At 63.8% G+C, this 16,097-nt stretch carries 15 protein-coding genes; 3 read left to right on the forward strand and 12 right to left on the reverse strand.

Going from position 1 to position 16,097, the window contains the following annotated elements; genetic code table 11:
• Positions 1-87: 87 nt before the first annotated feature.
• Together VK98_RS16050 and gluQRS are read right to left on the reverse strand one after the other, a co-directional pair.
• Positions 88-1,428 carry an amino acid permease gene (locus VK98_RS16050; protein ID WP_231589301.1) on the reverse strand — a complete coding sequence of 447 codons (1,341 nt, stop codon included), beginning with the start codon at positions 1,426-1,428 and terminating at the stop codon, positions 88-90.
• Between the two features lie 425 nt (positions 1,429-1,853).
• The gene (gluQRS, locus tag VK98_RS16055) at positions 1,854-2,741 is read right to left on the reverse strand and encodes a tRNA glutamyl-Q(34) synthetase GluQRS (RefSeq protein WP_048414998.1); all 888 of its coding nucleotides are present in this window, start codon (positions 2,739-2,741) and stop codon (positions 1,854-1,856) included.
• A 136-nt stretch (positions 2,742-2,877) separates the two neighbouring features.
• Here gluQRS and fdxA point away from each other — a divergent pair, with 136 nt between their 5' ends.
• On the forward strand, positions 2,878-3,201 hold the full coding sequence (gene fdxA, locus VK98_RS16060; RefSeq protein WP_048414999.1) for a ferredoxin FdxA: 324 nt from the start codon (positions 2,878-2,880) through the stop codon (positions 3,199-3,201).
• Positions 3,202-3,236: 35 nt separating this feature from the next.
• Here the strand turns inward: fdxA and cheD are convergent, their stop codons facing one another.
• From cheD to VK98_RS16110, 10 genes are all read right to left on the reverse strand, one after another.
• Positions 3,237-3,845 carry a chemoreceptor glutamine deamidase CheD gene (gene cheD / locus VK98_RS16065; protein ID WP_048415000.1) on the reverse strand — a complete coding sequence of 203 codons (609 nt, stop codon included), beginning with the start codon at positions 3,843-3,845 and terminating at the stop codon, positions 3,237-3,239.
• Positions 3,842-4,912 carry a chemotaxis response regulator protein-glutamate methylesterase gene (locus VK98_RS16070; RefSeq protein WP_048415001.1) on the reverse strand — a complete coding sequence of 357 codons (1,071 nt, stop codon included), beginning with the start codon at positions 4,910-4,912 and terminating at the stop codon, positions 3,842-3,844. Before VK98_RS16070 ends, cheD begins: the two co-directional genes overlap by 4 nt.
• Positions 4,913-4,983: 71 nt before the next feature.
• The gene (locus tag VK98_RS16075) at positions 4,984-5,814 is read right to left on the reverse strand and encodes a protein-glutamate O-methyltransferase CheR (protein WP_048415002.1); all 831 of its coding nucleotides are present in this window, start codon (positions 5,812-5,814) and stop codon (positions 4,984-4,986) included.
• A 37-nt stretch (positions 5,815-5,851) separates the two neighbouring features.
• Entirely contained in the window at positions 5,852-8,206 is a 2,355-nt protein-coding gene (locus tag VK98_RS24445; protein WP_197083073.1) for a methyl-accepting chemotaxis protein, read from the reverse strand.
• Positions 8,207-8,226: 20 nt separating this feature from the next.
• Positions 8,227-8,745: a chemotaxis protein CheW gene (locus VK98_RS16085; protein ID WP_231589302.1), complete on the reverse strand. Its 519-nt coding sequence runs from the start codon at positions 8,743-8,745 to the stop codon at positions 8,227-8,229.
• The gene (locus VK98_RS16090; RefSeq protein ID WP_231589303.1) at positions 8,742-10,757 is read right to left on the reverse strand and encodes a chemotaxis protein CheW; all 2,016 of its coding nucleotides are present in this window, start codon (positions 10,755-10,757) and stop codon (positions 8,742-8,744) included. Before VK98_RS16090 ends, VK98_RS16085 begins: the two co-directional genes overlap by 4 nt.
• Positions 10,758-10,795: 38 nt before the next feature.
• Complete coding sequence (locus tag VK98_RS16095) at positions 10,796-11,161, reverse strand: response regulator (RefSeq protein ID WP_048415005.1); 366 nt, start codon at positions 11,159-11,161, stop codon at positions 10,796-10,798.
• Positions 11,162-11,365: 204 nt separating this feature from the next.
• Entirely contained in the window at positions 11,366-12,358 is a 993-nt protein-coding gene (locus tag VK98_RS16100) for a SpoIIE family protein phosphatase (protein ID WP_048415006.1), read from the reverse strand.
• 80 nt (positions 12,359-12,438) lie between these two features.
• Positions 12,439-12,744, reverse strand: a complete 306-nt coding sequence (locus tag VK98_RS16105; RefSeq protein WP_039754785.1) for an STAS domain-containing protein — start codon at positions 12,742-12,744, stop codon at positions 12,439-12,441.
• Between the two features lie 40 nt (positions 12,745-12,784).
• Positions 12,785-13,942, reverse strand: a complete 1,158-nt coding sequence (locus tag VK98_RS16110) for a PAS domain-containing sensor histidine kinase (protein ID WP_048415007.1) — start codon at positions 13,940-13,942, stop codon at positions 12,785-12,787.
• Between the two features lie 179 nt (positions 13,943-14,121).
• Here VK98_RS16110 and VK98_RS16115 point away from each other — a divergent pair, with 179 nt between their 5' ends.
• Positions 14,122-15,075 carry a chemotaxis protein gene (locus VK98_RS16115; protein WP_019103159.1) on the forward strand — a complete coding sequence of 318 codons (954 nt, stop codon included), beginning with the start codon at positions 14,122-14,124 and terminating at the stop codon, positions 15,073-15,075.
• A gap of 39 nt (positions 15,076-15,114) precedes the next feature.
• Entirely contained in the window at positions 15,115-16,053 is a 939-nt protein-coding gene (locus VK98_RS16120; protein WP_019103158.1) for a chemotaxis protein, read from the forward strand.
• The last annotated feature ends 44 nt before the right edge of the window (positions 16,054-16,097 follow it).

Raw genomic sequence — 16,097 nt, forward strand, 5'->3', positions numbered from 1 at the left:
AGGCAAGCCCATTTCGCCATGACGACAGCCTTGCGCCCAAAGAAAACGCGGCCTGAGCCGCGTGTTGGATTCCGGATCGCCGCAGGTTCACGAGGGATCGGCGTAACGCTCCTTCACCTGCCAGACATAGACCGGCAGACCCAGCAGCAGCAAAATCATGCCCCACATCACGATGTCGGCGCCGGACCCGTACAAGGCCCACACCGAATAGGCGAAGCCCACGCCGGCGAAGCACAAGGGCGCCAGGTAGTCCTTGCGCTGGAACTGCTGGGGCCGCATCAACATGATGGCCAGCAGCGCCATCGAACAAAAGGCGTAAGGCAGCAAGGTGGTGGCGGTGGCCAGCAGAATGATGAACTCGAAAATCTTGACGCCGCCGTCGCCGCCGGCGTACTTCATCGCCATCAGCACCGTCACCAGCCCGCTGGACAGCAGCAGGCCGAAAATGGGCACGCCTTCGCGGTTCATCTGGGCGAAGCGACGCGGGAACAAGCCGTCGTGCGCGGCGGCGGCCGGCACGTGCGCCTGCATCAGGCTCCAGCCGTTGAGCGCGCCGAAGCAGGAAACGATGGCGCCGAAGCCCACCAGGTAATAGCCCCAATCGCCCCACATCAGCCTGGCGGCGTCGGCGAACGGCGCCTGGGAGGCGGCCAGCAGCGCCGGCGGCATCAAGCCCATCAAGGCCACCGTGGACAGAATGTAGAGCACGGTGGCGATCAGGGTGCCCAGCACCGTGGCGCGCGGAATGGTTTTTTCCGGCGCGATCACGTCGCCGGCCGGCACCGACGCCGACTCCAGACCCAGGAAGGCCCACAAGGTCAGCGCCATGGTGGCGGACACCGAGCTGAGCAGGGGCTTGTCGTGGGGATTGAACACGATATTGTCCGGCTGCAGGTGGAAAAAGCCGAAGAAAGTGACGGCGGCCAGCGGCAGCAGCTTCAGCAAGGTGGTCGTCACCGCCACCAGGCCGGAGCTGCGCGCGCCGCGGCTGTTGATCCAGGTGACGATCCAGATCAGGCTGATGGCGAACACGCCGGCCAGCAGATTATTGTGCCCCAGCGCCGGAACGAAGACCTGCATATAACTGGTGGCGGCCACCGCCAGCGCCGCGTTGCCGGCCCACAGCGCGATCCAGTAGCCCCAGGCGATCCAGAAACCGGCAAAGCCGCCGAAAGCCTCATGGATGTAAGCGTACGGGCCGCCCTCCTTGGGCAGGATGGACGCCAGCCGCGCGAACACCAAGGCCAGGCAGATCGCGCCGGCGGCGGTGAGCAGCCAGCCTATCATCGACACGCCGCCGAACGGCGCCAGCGACGCCGGCAGCAGGAACACGCCGGAACCGATCATATTGCCCACCACCAGGGCGGTGCACATCCATACGCCCAGCGCCCGGGTCTTGGGCTTGCTGTCTAAATTGGTATTGCTCAAGGCTTGGTCTCCATCGGCCCTGCCGATTGACGAGCGCGCCGCGCGCGCGTGTTTCTACGATCATGCGATGGCGCCGGCGGAACGGGCTTGGCCGATTCCGTTCGCATTCAGACTGATGCGGCTGAAAAAGCGCCCATGATAGAGGGCGACGCTCGCAAGCCGGGCATGCTTTCTTCAGACCGCTTGACCGGAGTCAACTGAAGCGGGACTTTGCGCCAGTGCGCGCGCATGAAAAAAAGGCGGCATTAGAACACAAATTCGACATAAAAACATGTCGCATTTTCCGCATGTCAACGGGAAGGCGATGGCGGCCCGTTTGCCGCGGCCGATGATGCGCAACAAGCGCGTGCGCAGATGCCAATATAGGCCAGCCGGGATGGAAAAAAAGACGTCAAACGCATAATTTTGGCATAAAACAGCGCAATTCAGCCGACGACCACCGGTCCGGCCGGCACCCGCGCCAGCGACCAGTGCGCGCGCGCCCACTGCCACAACTCGGCCAGGCCGCCGCACTCCTCCGGCGGCGCGTGTCCCAAGCGGCCCAAGGCCAGGCGCAGCGCCGCGGCGGCGTCCTCCGCCGCCACCGCCGGCGCCAGCGTCTGCTTGGACAGCTTCTCCCCCGCGGCGTTGACCAGCACCGGCAGATGGCAATAAGCGGGCGCGGCCACGCCCAGCGCCCGCTGCACCGCGAGCTGGCGCGGCGTGGACACCAGCAGGTCGGCGCCGCGCACCACATCGTTCACCCCTTGCTCGGCGTCGTCCACCACCACCGCCAATTGATACGCCCAATAACCGTCAGCGCGCAGCAAGACGAAGTCGCCGATGTCCGTCGCCAGATTCTGCCGGTACGGTCCCTGCAGGCGGTCCTCCACCACGGTGTCGCCGGGCGCCACCCGCAGCCGCCAGGCGCGGCCGCCCTCTTCCGGACGCCGCTGCCGGCAATGGCCGGAATACACGTAGCCGTCCAGGCCGCGCAGCGAGGTTTCGGCGATCTCCTTGCGCGTGCAATTGCACGGATAAGCGTGGCCGGCGGCGATCAGCCGCTCCAGCGCGTGCCGGTACAAGTCGTGGCGGCGGCTTTGGTACGCCACTTCGCCGTCCCATTCGAAGCCGTAGGCTTCCAGCGTGCGCAGGATGGCGTCGGCGGCGCCGGCCACCTCGCGCGGCGGGTCCAGGTCCTCCATCCGCAGCAGCCACTCGCCGCCGCGCGCGCGCGCCTCCAGATAACTGCCGACGGCGGTGCATAGGGAGCCGGCGTGCAACAGGCCGGTGGGGCTGGGGGCGAAGCGCCCGCGATAGGGAGAAGCGTTCATGAGGGATAGGAAATTTACGGCGGCGATGCGTTGTGAAGGGAATTTCTGGCTAATAATATTGACTGATACGCTCAAATCCTCGCCCCGCCGCCGCGCCAAACGGCGCCGCCGACTTTCGACGACCAAGGAGCCGAACATGGCCTACGTTGTAACCGATGCCTGCATCAAATGCAAATACACCGATTGCGTCGATGTCTGCCCGGTGGACTGCTTTCACGAAGGCCCCAATTTCCTGGCGATCGACCCCGAGGAGTGCATAGACTGCACGCTGTGCGTGGCAGAATGCCCGGTGAACGCGATCTACGCGGAAGACGACGTGCCGTCCGGACAAGAAGGCTTCGTCGCGCTCAACGCCGAGCTGTCCCGGCTCTGGCCCACCATCACCGAGAAGAAGGATCCGCTGCCGGATCACGCGGACTGGGCGGAGGTCGAAGGCAAGCTGCAGCACCTGGAGCGCTGAGAACCCGCTCACAATCTGCCGCGCGTCGTGAGCCGTCAGATAAACAGCTCGATATCCCCGGACTTGCCGGCCCCCTCCGGCCGCATCACCTGCTCGCGATAGCGGTTTTCCTCGCTGATCAGGCTGCGGCTGCGCTTAAGCTTCTTGACCAGCACCTTGCCGCTGTCGGTGAAGAAATACACTTTGCGCGCGCAGTCGCCCAGCAGGTCTTCGGCCAGGATGGGGATCCTCTCCGCGTCCAGATAGCCGTGGATGAAGCGGCGATTGCGCTCGCCGACGTTCATCACCGACATGCCCTCCAGCACATTGCCGCCGCCGAACACCTTGGCCTCCATCCGGTGGCGCATCGCGCCCAGCTTTTGCATCTCGGTGATCATCAACTCCATCGCATGCACGCCGAAACGCGCGGCGGACGCGCCCTCGCCCACCTCGATGCTGCCCTCGGGCAGCAGGAAATGGTTCATCCCGGCCACATTGGCCGCCCGGTCCAGCATGCACACCGCCACGCAGGAACCCAGCAGCGTCACCAAGAGCTGAGGCTGGCTGGTGACGTAGAAGCCGCCGGGAAACACTTTCACCGCCGGGCTTTGAAAATGCTTGTCGAAATAGGAATGGCTGCTGAAATGCACCGCGCCGTTCTTCATAACATCGCCTTTTCCGCCTTGCCGTACAGGCAGGCCATGATTTTGGAGGACAGCGCTTCCAGCGGCCACTCCTGTTGCACCCCGCCGGCCTTCATCGCCTCGCGCGGCATGCCGTACACCACGCAACTGGCTTCGTTCTGGCCGAAAGTGACCGCGCCGGCGTCGCGCATCTTGCGCAGGCCGTCCGCCCCGTCCCGCCCCATTCCGGTCAGGATCACGCCGACGGCGCGCTTGCCCAGGCAGCGCGCGGCGGAGTCGAACAGCACGTCCACCGACGGCCGGTGCCGGTTCACCTTGTCGCACTGCTCCAGCTCGATGCGGAAGCCATCCGCGGCGGCCTGCACCCGCATATGCCAATCGCCCGGCGCGATGTAGGCCACGCCCTGCCGCACCGGCTCGCCCGCCTCGGCCTCCTTCACCCGCATCGGACAGCTCGCGTTCAAACGCGCGGCGAAGCTGGCGGTGAAATGCTCGGGCATGTGCTGCACCACTAGGATGGGCGGGCATGTCGCCGGCAAACCGCTGAGCAGGGCCCGGATCGCCTCGGTGCCGCCGGTGGAGGCGCCGACGAACAGCATCGCCTGCTGAGCGCCCCCCGGCAGCGGCGGCGGCGGACTCGCCTCGGCGGCGCGATGAAAACGATGCGGCGCCCGCACCTTGGCCGCGGCGGCGGCGCGGATCTTGTCGCGGATCTCGTCGGCGTAATCGCCCATGCGCCTGGCGATATCGTGCGCCGGCTTGGACAGGAAGTCGATGGCGCCCAGCTCCAGCGCCGTCAGCGTCGCCTCCGAGCCTTGCTGGGTCAGCGAGGAGATCATCAACACCGGCGTCGGACGCAGCCGCATCAGCCGGCGCAGAAACTCCAGGCCGTCCATGCGCGGCATTTCAACGTCCAGCGTGATCACGTCCGGGTCCAGCGCGCGGATGCGCTCGCGCGCGATCAGCGGATCGGAAGCGGTGGCCACCACTTCCATGTCCGGCGCTTCGTCGATGATGGAGGTCAGCAGATTGCGGATCAGGGCCGAATCGTCCACCACGATCACCCGAATTTTCTTTTCAAGCGCCATCCACGCTCCCGGATCGATAAACAAGGCTCACAAACACGCGCCGCGGCGGCCTCACGCAAAGCAGGCGTGAACTAGGCCAGCCGGTAACTGGTCTTGCCGCAGGGGACGAAGGCGTCGCTCAGGTGCAGGATGTTTTCCGAATGCCCGAGCAACAGCAAGCCGTCGGGAGCCAGGTGCCGCGCCATATGATTGAGTATGGCCGCCTGCGTCGGCTTATCAAAATAGATCAGCACATTGCGGCAGAAAATGACGTCGAACTCCCCTAGCGGCGGCCATTCCTCCGCCACCAGATTCATCTGGAAAAACGTCACCGCCTCGCGCAAGCGCTTCTTCAGCCTCACCTTGCCGTCATTGGCGCCCACGCCCTTGTCGAAGAAGCGGCGCAGCTGCGGCTCCGGCAACTGGCTGACGCGCTCGCGCAGATACACGCCGCGCATCGCCTGCTGCAGCACATGGGTGTCGATGTCGGACGCCAGCAACTCGCAGGGGAAGGGCCGCAAGGACTCGGCCAGTTCCGCCATGGTCATGGCGATGGAGTAAGGCTCCTCCCCCGTCGAAGACGCCGCGCTCCACACCCGATACGGCCGGCCGCGTTTTTTCCAGCGCTCGGCATGCGCGCGCAACATGCCGAAATGATGCGGCTCCCGAAAAAACGAGGTCAGATTGGTGGTCAGCGCGTTGACGAAGTTCTGCCACTCGTCCGACAGTTCGTCGCGATCCAGCCGGTCCAGGTACTCGGCGAAGCTTTTCAAGCCCAGCGAGCGCACCCGCTTGGCCAGCCGCGCGTACGCCATATGGGTCTTGCTGTCGTTGAGGGCGATGCCGACTCGCCGATACACCATGTCGCGGATGCGGCGGAAATCCTCGGGCGTGAACTTGAGGTCCAACTCCAGCCCCGTCAACGCGGCCCCCTAGGCGCCGCGTCCGGCCCAGGCCGCGTCAAAACTCCTCCCACTCGCCGTCGCTCAGGTCCACCTGCGGCCGCAGCCGTTCCGGCACCACGATCTTGCCGGCCGGCTTGGGCGGCGCGGTCTTGACGCCGACGGCGTGCGCGACGTGCTCCGCCGCGGGCGCGGCGCGCGCCAGCGCCGGCGCCGGCCGCGGGCGCTGGCCGTGCTCGCCCAGCTTGAACACCTGCACCGCGTCGTCCAGATAGCGCGCCTGCTCTTCCAGCGACTCCGCCGCCGCGGCCGCCTGTTCCACCAGCGCGGCGTTCTTCTGGGTGTTCTCGTCCATCTGCGTCACCGCCAGGTTGACCTGCTCGATGCCCGAGCTTTGCTCGATCGACGCGGCGGAAATGTCGCTCATGATGTCGGCGACGCGGCGGATGGAAATCACGATCTCGTCCATGGTGCTGCCGGCCTCGTCCACCAGCTTGGAGCCGGATTCGACCTTGGCCACCGAGTTGCCGATCAATCCCTTGATCTCCTTGGCGGCGGCGGCGGAGCGCTGCGCCAGATTGCGCACCTCGCTGGCCACCACGGCGAAGCCCCGTCCCTGCTCGCCGGCCCGCGCCGCCTCCACCGCGGCGTTGAGCGCCAGGATATTGGTCTGGAAGGCGATGCCGTCAATCACGCTGATGATGTCGACGATCTTGCGCGCGCTGTCGTTGATCTCGTTCATGGTGGCCACCACGTCGCCCACCACCTTGCCGCCGCGCGCGGCGATGTCGGAGGCGCCGGTGGCCAGGGTGTTCGCCTTCTTGGCGTTTTCGGCGTTCTGCCGCACCGTACTGGTGATTTCCTCCATGCTGGAGGCGGTTTCCTCCAGGCTGGCCGCTTGCTGCTCGGTGCGGCTGGACAGATTGGCGTTGCCGGAGGCGATCTCGCGCGCGGCGGTGTTGATCGCGTCGGTGGATTCCTTGATATTGGACACGATCTCCTTCAGGCGCTCCACCGTGGTGTTGGTGTCGTTCTGCAACTGGCTGAATAGGCCCTGGTAATCGCCCTTGATCGCGTGCGTGAGATCGCCCTTGGCCAGCGCCGCCAGCACGGTGGCGATGTCGCCCAGGCCCTGGCTGGTCACCGCCAGCAGCTGGTTGACGCTTTCGCCCAGCTGACGGAAAAAGCCGTCCTTGCCTTCCAGATTGATGCGGCGGTCGAAATCGCCGGCCGCGGCCGCGGAGATGATGCTGGCCACCTCTTTCTCTATCTCCACCTCCCCGGTGCGGTCCTTCCATTCCACCACCGTGCCCAGCCGGGAGCCGTCGGTGCCGAACACCGGATTGGCCACCAGGCCGAAAATGCGCTCGCCGATGGTGATCTGCGCGCGATAGGTGGACCGCAGATTGGCCAACAAGTCGCGCTGATGCGCCGGATTGCTGTGGAACACGTCCATATTGCCGCCCAGCAAGGCGCGCGCGTCGAAATTGGGCAAGGCCTTGCGCAGATCAGCCTCGGCGCGGCGCATCATCTCCAGTACGCTGTGATTGGTGTAGATGATGTTGCGATCGTTGTCGGCGATCATCACATTGGTGGAGGCGTTGTCCAGCGCGTTGCGCACCCGGATGTTCTCGATCGCCTTCTCCGCCAGCAAGCTCATCGACGCGAACAGGCTGTGCTTGTCGCCCGGCTTGACCTTGATCTCGGAGCGCACCTGGCCCTCGGTCAGCTCTCGCATCACCTTGACCAGTTCCGCCGGCTCGCCGCCCAACTGGCGCATCAAGGAGCGGATGATGAAGGTGCCGAAGCCTATGCCTATGACCAGCGCCAGCAGGGTGAACGCGAACAACAGCTTGTAGGCCTGCCGGGAGTCGTCGCTGGCGTCCTGGCCCGCCTTGCGCATCAGCCCTTCTTCAAACGCGATGTAGCGGTCGATCGAGGCCATGTACTTGAGTTGGGTGTCGCGCAGGGTGACGAACAGGTAGTCGCGGGCCTGCACGTCGCGGCCCTGCGCCTGCATGCGCCTAAACACGTTCAGCTCGGAACGGTAATTGGCCTCGTCGGAACGCATCGCCTCGAACAGCGGCCGGCCGGCGCTGCCGACGTTCGGCTCCAGCGCCGTCATCCGCTGCGTCAGATTGGCCAGGCTGTCGTCGATCTGCTGGTTGAATTCCTTGACCAGCTGAGCGTCCTTGGTCAACAACAGGTTGCGCACGTCCCGCGACGCCAGATCGACATTGGCGGCGATCTTGTGCGCGGCGCTGACCTGAGGAATATGCACGCCGGAGATATTGACCAGATCGCCGGCCAGCCCCTGCAACTGCCTGACCGCCAGCGACATCGCCACCGCCAGCAGCAGGATCAGCAGACCGAAGCCCAGCACCAGTCTATGGATCACTTTCATATTGTTCATTCTTCGCCCCTAAAACACGCTTACGCCCGGCCCGCGGCGTCAGTCAACGCCATTTCCTCGCTGCCCATCAAACGCTCGATATCGACCACGATGATCATGCGCTCGTCCAGCGTGCCCAGTCCTTCGATATAGGCGGTGTCCACCGCCGCGCCAAACTCCGGCGCGGCGCGAAGCGCTTCCCGCTCCAGCTGAATCACGTCCGACACCCCGTCCACCACCGCGCCGATCACCCGCCCACACACGTTCAGCACGATCACCACGGTGAACTCGTTGTACACCGGCGCCCCGATGCCGAACTTCAAGCGCAAATCCACGATGGGCACGATGTGGCCGCGCAGATTGACCACGCCCTTGATGAAGTCCGGCGCGTTGGCGATGCGGGTCACCGCGTCGTAGCCGCGGATTTCCTGCACCTTCAGAATATCGATGCCGTATTCTTCCGCTCCCAGCGTGAACACCAGCAGCTCATTGCCCGAGCGTCTTTGCGCCAGCCCCGGGCCGTCCCGTTCCGCCACCATTTCTTTTCCTTGTTGTTTCATGCGTCCAGCGCCATCCGCTGGTTGTGCCGCGCAATCGCGGCGATGTCCAGGATCAAGGCCACCTGGCCGTCGCCCAGAATCGTGGCGCCGGAAATGCCGTCCACCTTGCGGTAATTCGTTTCCAGGTTTTTCACCACGAACTGCTGCTGGCCGATCAGATCGTCCACCAGCAGCGCCAGCTGGCTGTTGCCGGCCTCCACGATCACCAGGATCGCCTCGCTCGGCGCCTGCTTCGCTTCCGGAATGGAGAAAAAACGGCCCAGCGGCACAATCGGCAGGTATTCGCCGCGAATGCCCACCACCATGCCGCGGGCGGCCACCGTCTTGATGTCGTCCGGCGCCGGCTGCAGCGACTCCAATACCGCGCCCAAGGGCATCACATAGGTTTCCGCGCCGATGCGCACCGACATGCCGTCCATGATCGCCAGCGTCAGCGGCAAATGGATGCTGATGGTGGTGCCGATGTCGGCCATGGAGTCGATTTCCACGCGGCCGCCCATGCTCTGGATATTGCGCTTGACCACGTCCATGCCCACGCCGCGGCCGGACACTTCGGTCACCTCGGCGGCGGTGGAGAAGCCGGCCTCGAAAATCAGGTTCCACACCTCGGCGTCGCTGAGCGAATCCGGCGCCGCCAAACCGCCTTGCCGCGCCTTGGCCAGGATGCGCTCCCGGTTCAGGCCGGCGCCATCATCGCTGACTTCGATGACGATATTGCTGCCCTGATGAAAGGCCCGCAGCGTCAGACGCCCCACCGGGTCCTTGCCGCCCGCCTGCCGCGCTTCCGGGGATTCGATGCCGTGATCCAGGCTGTTGCGCACCAGATGGGTCAGCGGATCGGACAGCTTCTCGATGAAGCCTTTGTCCAGCTCGGTGCTCTCGCCCATCATCGTCAGTTCCACCCGCTTGCCCAGCCGGCCGGCCAGATCGCGCACCACGCGCGGAAAGCGATTGAACACGAAGGCGATCGGCGTCATCCGGATCGACATCACCGCCTCCTGCAATTCCCGCGCGTTGCGCTGCAAGGCGCCGATGCCGCCGAGCAGACGCTCGTGCTCCACCGGGTCCAGCCCCGCGCCGGACTGCGTCAGCATGGACTGGGTGATCACCAACTCCCCCACCAGATTGAGCAGCAGGTCCACTTTGTCGATATTGACCCGGATCGAGCTCTCGCTCAGCGCGCCGCCGCGCGCGGCCGGTTTGGCGGCGTCGGACTCCTGCGCCGGCGACAGCGCCTCGTCCCGCTTCGCCGCCTCGGCAGGCGGCGGCTCGAACAGGCCGAATCCGTCGCCTTCCAGCCAGACCGAGGCGTCCGGTTCCGGCTCCGCCTCGAGAAACAGGCCGAAGCTGCCTTCCTCCTCCACGCCGTGATCGACGTTGATGCGGAAGCGCTCCTGCGGCAGCGCGAACGCCAGCGACTCCGCCACCTCGGCGGCGTCCAGCTGCGAGGTGAACACCGCCACCCAGGGCAGCTTGTCGGCCTCCTCGCCGCGCTGCACCACGCTCAAATCGCCGTGCTCGGCCAGCGACTCCAGCAAGGCGTCGATGTCTACGCCGTCCACCACGTCGATTTCCAGATACAGCGTCCAGTGCCGCGCTTCCTCCGGCGCAGCCCGTCGCGCCGCCGCCTCCGCCGGCGCCGCGGCCAGCGCCTCCAGTTGCGCTTTCAGCTCGCCGGCCTGCGCCGCGTCGGCCTCGCCCTTGCCCTTGTGCGCGGCCAGCATTCCGTACAGCACGTCCTTGGCCCGCAACACCAGGTCCACCAGATCCGAACTCAAGGCGCGCGCGCCGCGCCTCACCTCGTCCAGCAATCCTTCCAGCACATGGGTCAAATCCGCCATGTCGGCGAAGCCGAAGGTGGCGGCGCCGCCCTTGATCGAATGCGCGGCGCGAAACACCGCGTGCAAATCCTCCTGCTGCGGACAGGATTGATCCATGCCCAGCAGCAGGCTCTCCATGCTGGACAAATGCTCATCCGCCTCATCAAAGAACACTTGATGAAACTGCGACATGTCGATTGCCAAAAACTCGCTCCTCGCCGTGCTCTGAATCAGCCGATCACGCGCTTGACCACATCCAGCAGCTTCTGCGGATCAAAAGGCTTGACCAGCCAGCCGGTGGCGCCGGCCGCGCGGCCGAGCGCCTTCATCTGATCGCTGGACTCCGTGGTCAGCATCAGGATGGGCGTCGTCGTATACGACGGCAACTTGCGCAAGGAGCGGATCAAGGTCAGGCCGTCCATGCCGGGCATGTTCTGGTCGGTCAGCACCAGATTGAACTGCCCGCCCTGCGCCTTGGCCAGGCCGGCGTTGCCGTCCCCGGCCTCCACCACCTCGTAGCCGGCGCTTTTCAAGGTGAACGACACCATCTGTCGAATCGAAGCGGAATCGTCAACCGTCAGTATTTTTTTGTGCATAACATCCCCGTATCAGGAAGCCGCCCGACGCGGCGCGCGCTTCCCATTCTTTACCTTGCTCACTCGCCGCCTCGTTCCGCCACGGAGAAACGGCCAACTCGCCCAAGCGCTGAAATTTGCGCAGATATTAATGATTGATCAACTAAAAAGCCCGCCGATTCAAGCCGGAATCCGCGCGGGGCCGACGCCCGCGGCCAAGCTTCCTCAAGCCGGCGACGCCGGCGACGGCACGGCGAAAGCCAGCGACGACATGTCGTCATTGTATGGGCTGCTGAAGCCTAGCGGAATCGACGGCAAGGGGCCATAGCCCAACGCGCCGGCCGGCGAAACGCTGGACCAGCGCAGCAAACGCGACAACAGATAGGGCAGATCGGACTCCTCCATGCCGTCGCTGTGCGCCAGGAAATGCTGGCCCTCGGCCCAGGGCAGCGCCAGCGGCCGCCGCAACTCGATGTCGGCGCGCAGCCCCAGCGGACTGCACATGGAGGAAAAACGCTGCTCAAGCCGGGTGGACAGGAACAGCAAGACGTCCGGCATGCCGGCGTTGACCAGCCTCACCTCGCGGACGCGCCAGTCTATCTCCAGCAAGGCGCTGCCGACGTAGCGCCCGTCGGCCACGTGGCGATGCATGAAAGCGTTGAGCTCCCGCAGCGCCGACAAGGACAGCGGCTGCCCCAGCAACACCCGCGACGCGCCCAGCGCCAGCAGCGCGGCGTCCAGCGCCGAACCCTGGCCATGGCCGGAGGCGTCGCCCAGTATCAGCAAAGTCCGTTCCGGCAAGTCCGCGCGCAGCACCACGTCGCCGCCCACCGCCTCCACCGGCTTGACCGAGACCTCCAAGGGAAACACGCGGACCGGCGCCTGTTTCGACGGACGGTACAGGGACATGGCGCCGTTGACGACGTCGAAGGCCGCCGCGCCGAACAAACACGGGCAGAGCGCGTGTTGCTGCCAATGCCAGGCCAGCAGGCGGCTGCGTAACAAGTCCGCATCGAAATCGCCGCGCAGGAAATGAATATTGGGCGTGGCCAGCCAGGGCGCCGGGCGTCCCGACGAAAACACCCACAAGGGCTTGTCGCCCTCCCACTGCTCGAACAGCGCGGCGGGAGCGTCCGCCAGATTCGTCAGCCAAAGATCCTGCTTGCCGCCCACCGCGAAGTCGGCGCCACCGCAAAACCACCAATCCAGCGCCGACAACCAAGGATCCCCACGAACCCGTGCCTCGGCATCAGCGGACAACCAGGCCCGGATGCGCACAGACGCTCCAATGCTTGAACTTACTTAATGGTGAACATCTTGTTGAAGCAGGCGATTTCGAACACCTGCATCACCGCTTCGCGACAATTGATCAAGGTCATGCTCTTCTTCTGCCCGGCCGCGCGCTCCTTCAGCAACAGCAACATGCCCAGCGCGGAACTGTCCAGAAACGGCACCTGGTCGAAATCGATCTCGATCTCCTGCACTTCCGGATTGTCCAGCAGCTCCTGGCTGGCCTGACGGAATTCCCGATGCAGGTTGAAGTCGAACTGTCCGATCAGGATCATCTTCCCAACTCTGCCCTCTACTTTGACAATGGGTCTCATGCGGCGTCCTCGGCTTTCTTCTGAATAAACGGCACATCCATCACGATTGCATCATCGGAAGGCTGAGCTCGAAACAGGCCCCGCCCTCCCCCTTGTTGAAACAACGCACTTGCCCGCCCAGCTCGTCCACCACCTTCTTGACGATGGCCAAACCCAGGCCGGTGCCGCCCGGGCGGGTCGTGAAGAAAGGCTCGAACATCTTCTCCAGCTCCTCCGGGTTGAATCCGGGACCCGAGTCCTCCACCCGAAACAGCAAGGCCGTCTCGCCTTCCTCCACCGATAGACGCACCACATCGCCGGCCGCTGAAAAATGCCAGGCGTTCTCCAGCAGATTCACCAGGGCCCCCTGCAGCGCTTTGCGGTCCACCAAAACCTTTATGGCAGATGACACCACCACATTGCAATCAAAAAGCACACCTTTTTCATGACATTGTGGTTGCATGACCGCACGCAAATCCTCCAGCAAACCGTCCAGTTCCAAAGGCTCCAGCGTCGTCACCTGGCCGCGGACGAAACCCAGCATGTTCTGGATCAGGCTCTCCAGCGCCCGCATCCTGGCCAGGCTCTTGTCGACGAAGCGCGCGCGGTCCTCCGCCCGCGGGATGTCCTGCTTCAGATTCGCCGTGTACAGCATCGCCGTGGCCAGCGGCGTGCGCAGCTGATGCGCCAATGCCGCCGCCATGCCGCCCATGGACGCCAACTTCTGCTGGCGGGCCAATTCTCCGGTCAATTGATGCAAACGCGATACATCGTGAATAAGCACAATCTGTTCGCCTACGGACGGTAGATCCTGGCATTGCATCGTCAACACCAGACCCGGTTCGCCATGCCGATGGCAATAGGTGCCGTCCAGCTCCGAGCGCGCCAGCCCCTCCAGCATGTCCCGCCATAAAGCGCCTACAGAACAACCATTTAGCATCCGACTGGCGGCCGGATTCACCGCGGTGACCGCGCCTTCGGCCGAGACTTGCACCACGCCCGCGGGCAGCGCCTCCAGCAACAAGCCCAGCCGCTCGGCCAGCATCGCGTTCTCATCGCGCTGTTTGCGCAGCTGATTATTGGCTTCGTCCAGCTGCGCGTTGAGAACTGTCACTTGGCTCTCAAGTTGTCTATATGCATCAATAAGTTGGCCGGACACCGCATTGAATTGCTCGAACGCGGCTTCCAGCTGCTGCTGATCTTTGAGGCTTGAAACCATATGCCGAATCGCTTGCGAGTTATTTGTAAAAACCACTTAAACAGTATGATAATGAATGGGTATCGCTGAGCCAAGCTGTTATCTGGCATGCAGCTCAGCAAAAAAAACCGGGCAAAACCGATATCTGGCGTATAAAGGGTAGTAGTACGCCACTTCAAAAGAATGCAGCGGAGGTTTCTGTGTCAGAGCTTCTCAAAAAAATCGACGCCAGGACGAAACTGGCCGGCACCAACAAGCTGGAAATCCTGCTGTTCTCGTTGGGCCAGGATCAGCGCACGGGGCGCAAGGAAATCTTCGGGATCAACGTGTTCAAGGTGCGCGAAGTCATGCGCACGCCGGAAATCACTTCCGCGCCTGAAATGCCCTCCTCGGTGGAAGGCATGGTCAGCCTGCGCGGCGCGCTGGTTCCGGTCATCGACCTGGCCAAATACACCGGCGTCGTCACCAGCAACAAGCCGGAAATCATGATCGTCACCGAGTACAACGCCCACACCCAGGGCTTCCTGGTGGAGGCGGTGGACACCATCCTGCGTCTGGACTGGTCCGCGATGCGCGTGCCGCCGGAAATGATCACCAACCGCATGGCAGGTCTGGTGACGGCGGTGACCGAACTGGACAACGGCACGCTGGTGATGATGATGGACGTGGAAAAAGTGCTGGCGGAAACCACCATCATCGACGACGGCCACACCTTCCTCGGCATCGAGCCGGTCAAGGAACCGCGCCGAATCTTCTTCGCCGACGACTCCGCCGTGGCGCGCAAGCAGATCGAACGCACGCTGGAAGCGATGAACATCCAGTACACCTCCGCCATCAACGGCATGCGCGGCTGGGAAGAGCTGCAGAAGATGGCCAATCAGGCCGATTTGGCCGGCAAGAAGCTGTCGGACTCGCTGCACCTGGTGCTGACCGACGTGGAAATGCCGGAAATGGACGGCTATATGCTGACCAAGATGATCAAGAGCGATCCGCGTTTCAACGGCATTCCGGTGTTGATGCACTCCTCCCTTTCCGGTTCCTCGAATCAGAAGCTGGGCGAATCGGTCGGCGTGGATTCCTACGTCGCCAAATTCGAACCGCAGAAGCTGTCGATGAAACTGCGCCAGATGCTGAATCTGGAACCCAAAGACTAAAGATCAAGTAAGCAAAAGCATTAAGGGAGAGGGACAGATATGGCAGCCACAGACGCCTCCTTGCTTGCAACCGTTGACGCCAGAACCAAGCTGGCGGGTTCCAACAAAATGGAGATTCTGCTGTTTTCGCTTGGAACGCGGGAAACCTTCGGCATCAACGTTTTCAAAGTGCGCGAGGTGTCGCAGACCCCCGCCATCACCAAAACGCCGAACATGCCGTTTGGCGTGGAGGGCGTGCTGTCGCTGCGCGGCAATATCATCCCGGTCATCTCGCTTGGCAAGTTCATCGGCGCCGATCAAACCCGCAGCTACGAAACCATGATCGTCACCGAGTTCAACAAGAGCACCCAGGCCTTCCTGGTCGACTCGGTGGACCGCATCATCCGCGTGGACTGGGACAAGGTGCGCGCGCCGGAAAACATGATGGCGGCGAGCGGCACCAATCAGAACCTGATCACCGCGATTACCGAACTGGAAAACGGCAAGCTGGTGTCCATTCTGGACGTGGAGCAGATCCTGGCCAGCGTGGTCGGCGAACCACGCCTGCCCGACGTGCCCACCGCCCAGCTGGAAAACGACCAGTACATCTTCTTCGTCGACGACTCGGTCGTCGCCCGCAAGGAAATCACCGGCGTGCTGGAAAAAATGGGCATCAAATTCCAGCAGGCCACCAACGGCCGCGAAGCCTGGGACCGGCTGCAAACGCTGGCCAACCGCAATTTCGGCGAGGACGAGTGCCTGCACGACCACCTGAAGATCATCCTCGTGGACGCCGAGATGCCGGAAATGGACGGCTATGTGCTGACCAAGCTGATCAAGTCCGATCAGCGTTTCCGCGGCATTCCGGTCGTGATGCACTCCTCGCTGTCGTCCAACGCCAACCGCGCGATGGGCTCCAGCGTGGGCGTGGACGCCTACGTCGCCAAGTTCGACCCCGGCGTGCTGGCCGAAACTTTGATTCCATTCCTGCAGAGGTAGTCGCTACAATATGCGGCTCGATGAATTTCAGATAAATCAGGACA

It is taken from the genome of Chromobacterium sp. LK11 (genome assembly GCF_001043705.1).
Classification (GTDB): domain Bacteria; phylum Pseudomonadota; class Gammaproteobacteria; order Burkholderiales; family Chromobacteriaceae; genus Chromobacterium; species Chromobacterium alkanivorans.

Excerpts from the sequence above, each read along its gene's own strand:
- VK98_RS16085 (WP_231589302.1), bottom strand. The coding sequence starts at position 8,745 with ATGAAACAACAAGGAAAAGAAATGGTGGCGGAACGGGACGGCCCGGGG.
- fdxA (WP_048414999.1), top strand. The coding sequence starts at position 2,878 with ATGGCCTACGTTGTAACCGATGCCTGCATCAAATGCAAATACACCGAT.
- VK98_RS16095 (WP_048415005.1), bottom strand. The coding sequence starts at position 11,161 with ATGCACAAAAAAATACTGACGGTTGACGATTCCGCTTCGATTCGACAG.
- VK98_RS16110 (WP_048415007.1), bottom strand. The coding sequence starts at position 13,942 with ATGGTTTCAAGCCTCAAAGATCAGCAGCAGCTGGAAGCCGCGTTCGAG.
- VK98_RS24445 (WP_197083073.1), bottom strand. The coding sequence starts at position 8,206 with ATGAACAATATGAAAGTGATCCATAGACTGGTGCTGGGCTTCGGTCTG.
- VK98_RS16105 (WP_039754785.1), bottom strand. The coding sequence starts at position 12,744 with ATGAGACCCATTGTCAAAGTAGAGGGCAGAGTTGGGAAGATGATCCTG.
- VK98_RS16090 (WP_231589303.1), bottom strand. The coding sequence starts at position 10,757 with ATGTCGCAGTTTCATCAAGTGTTCTTTGATGAGGCGGATGAGCATTTG.
- VK98_RS16120 (WP_019103158.1), top strand. The coding sequence starts at position 15,115 with ATGGCAGCCACAGACGCCTCCTTGCTTGCAACCGTTGACGCCAGAACC.
- VK98_RS16070 (WP_048415001.1), bottom strand. The coding sequence starts at position 4,912 with ATGGCGCTTGAAAAGAAAATTCGGGTGATCGTGGTGGACGATTCGGCC.
- cheD (WP_048415000.1), bottom strand. The coding sequence starts at position 3,845 with ATGAAGAACGGCGCGGTGCATTTCAGCAGCCATTCCTATTTCGACAAG.
- gluQRS (WP_048414998.1), bottom strand. The coding sequence starts at position 2,741 with ATGAACGCTTCTCCCTATCGCGGGCGCTTCGCCCCCAGCCCCACCGGC.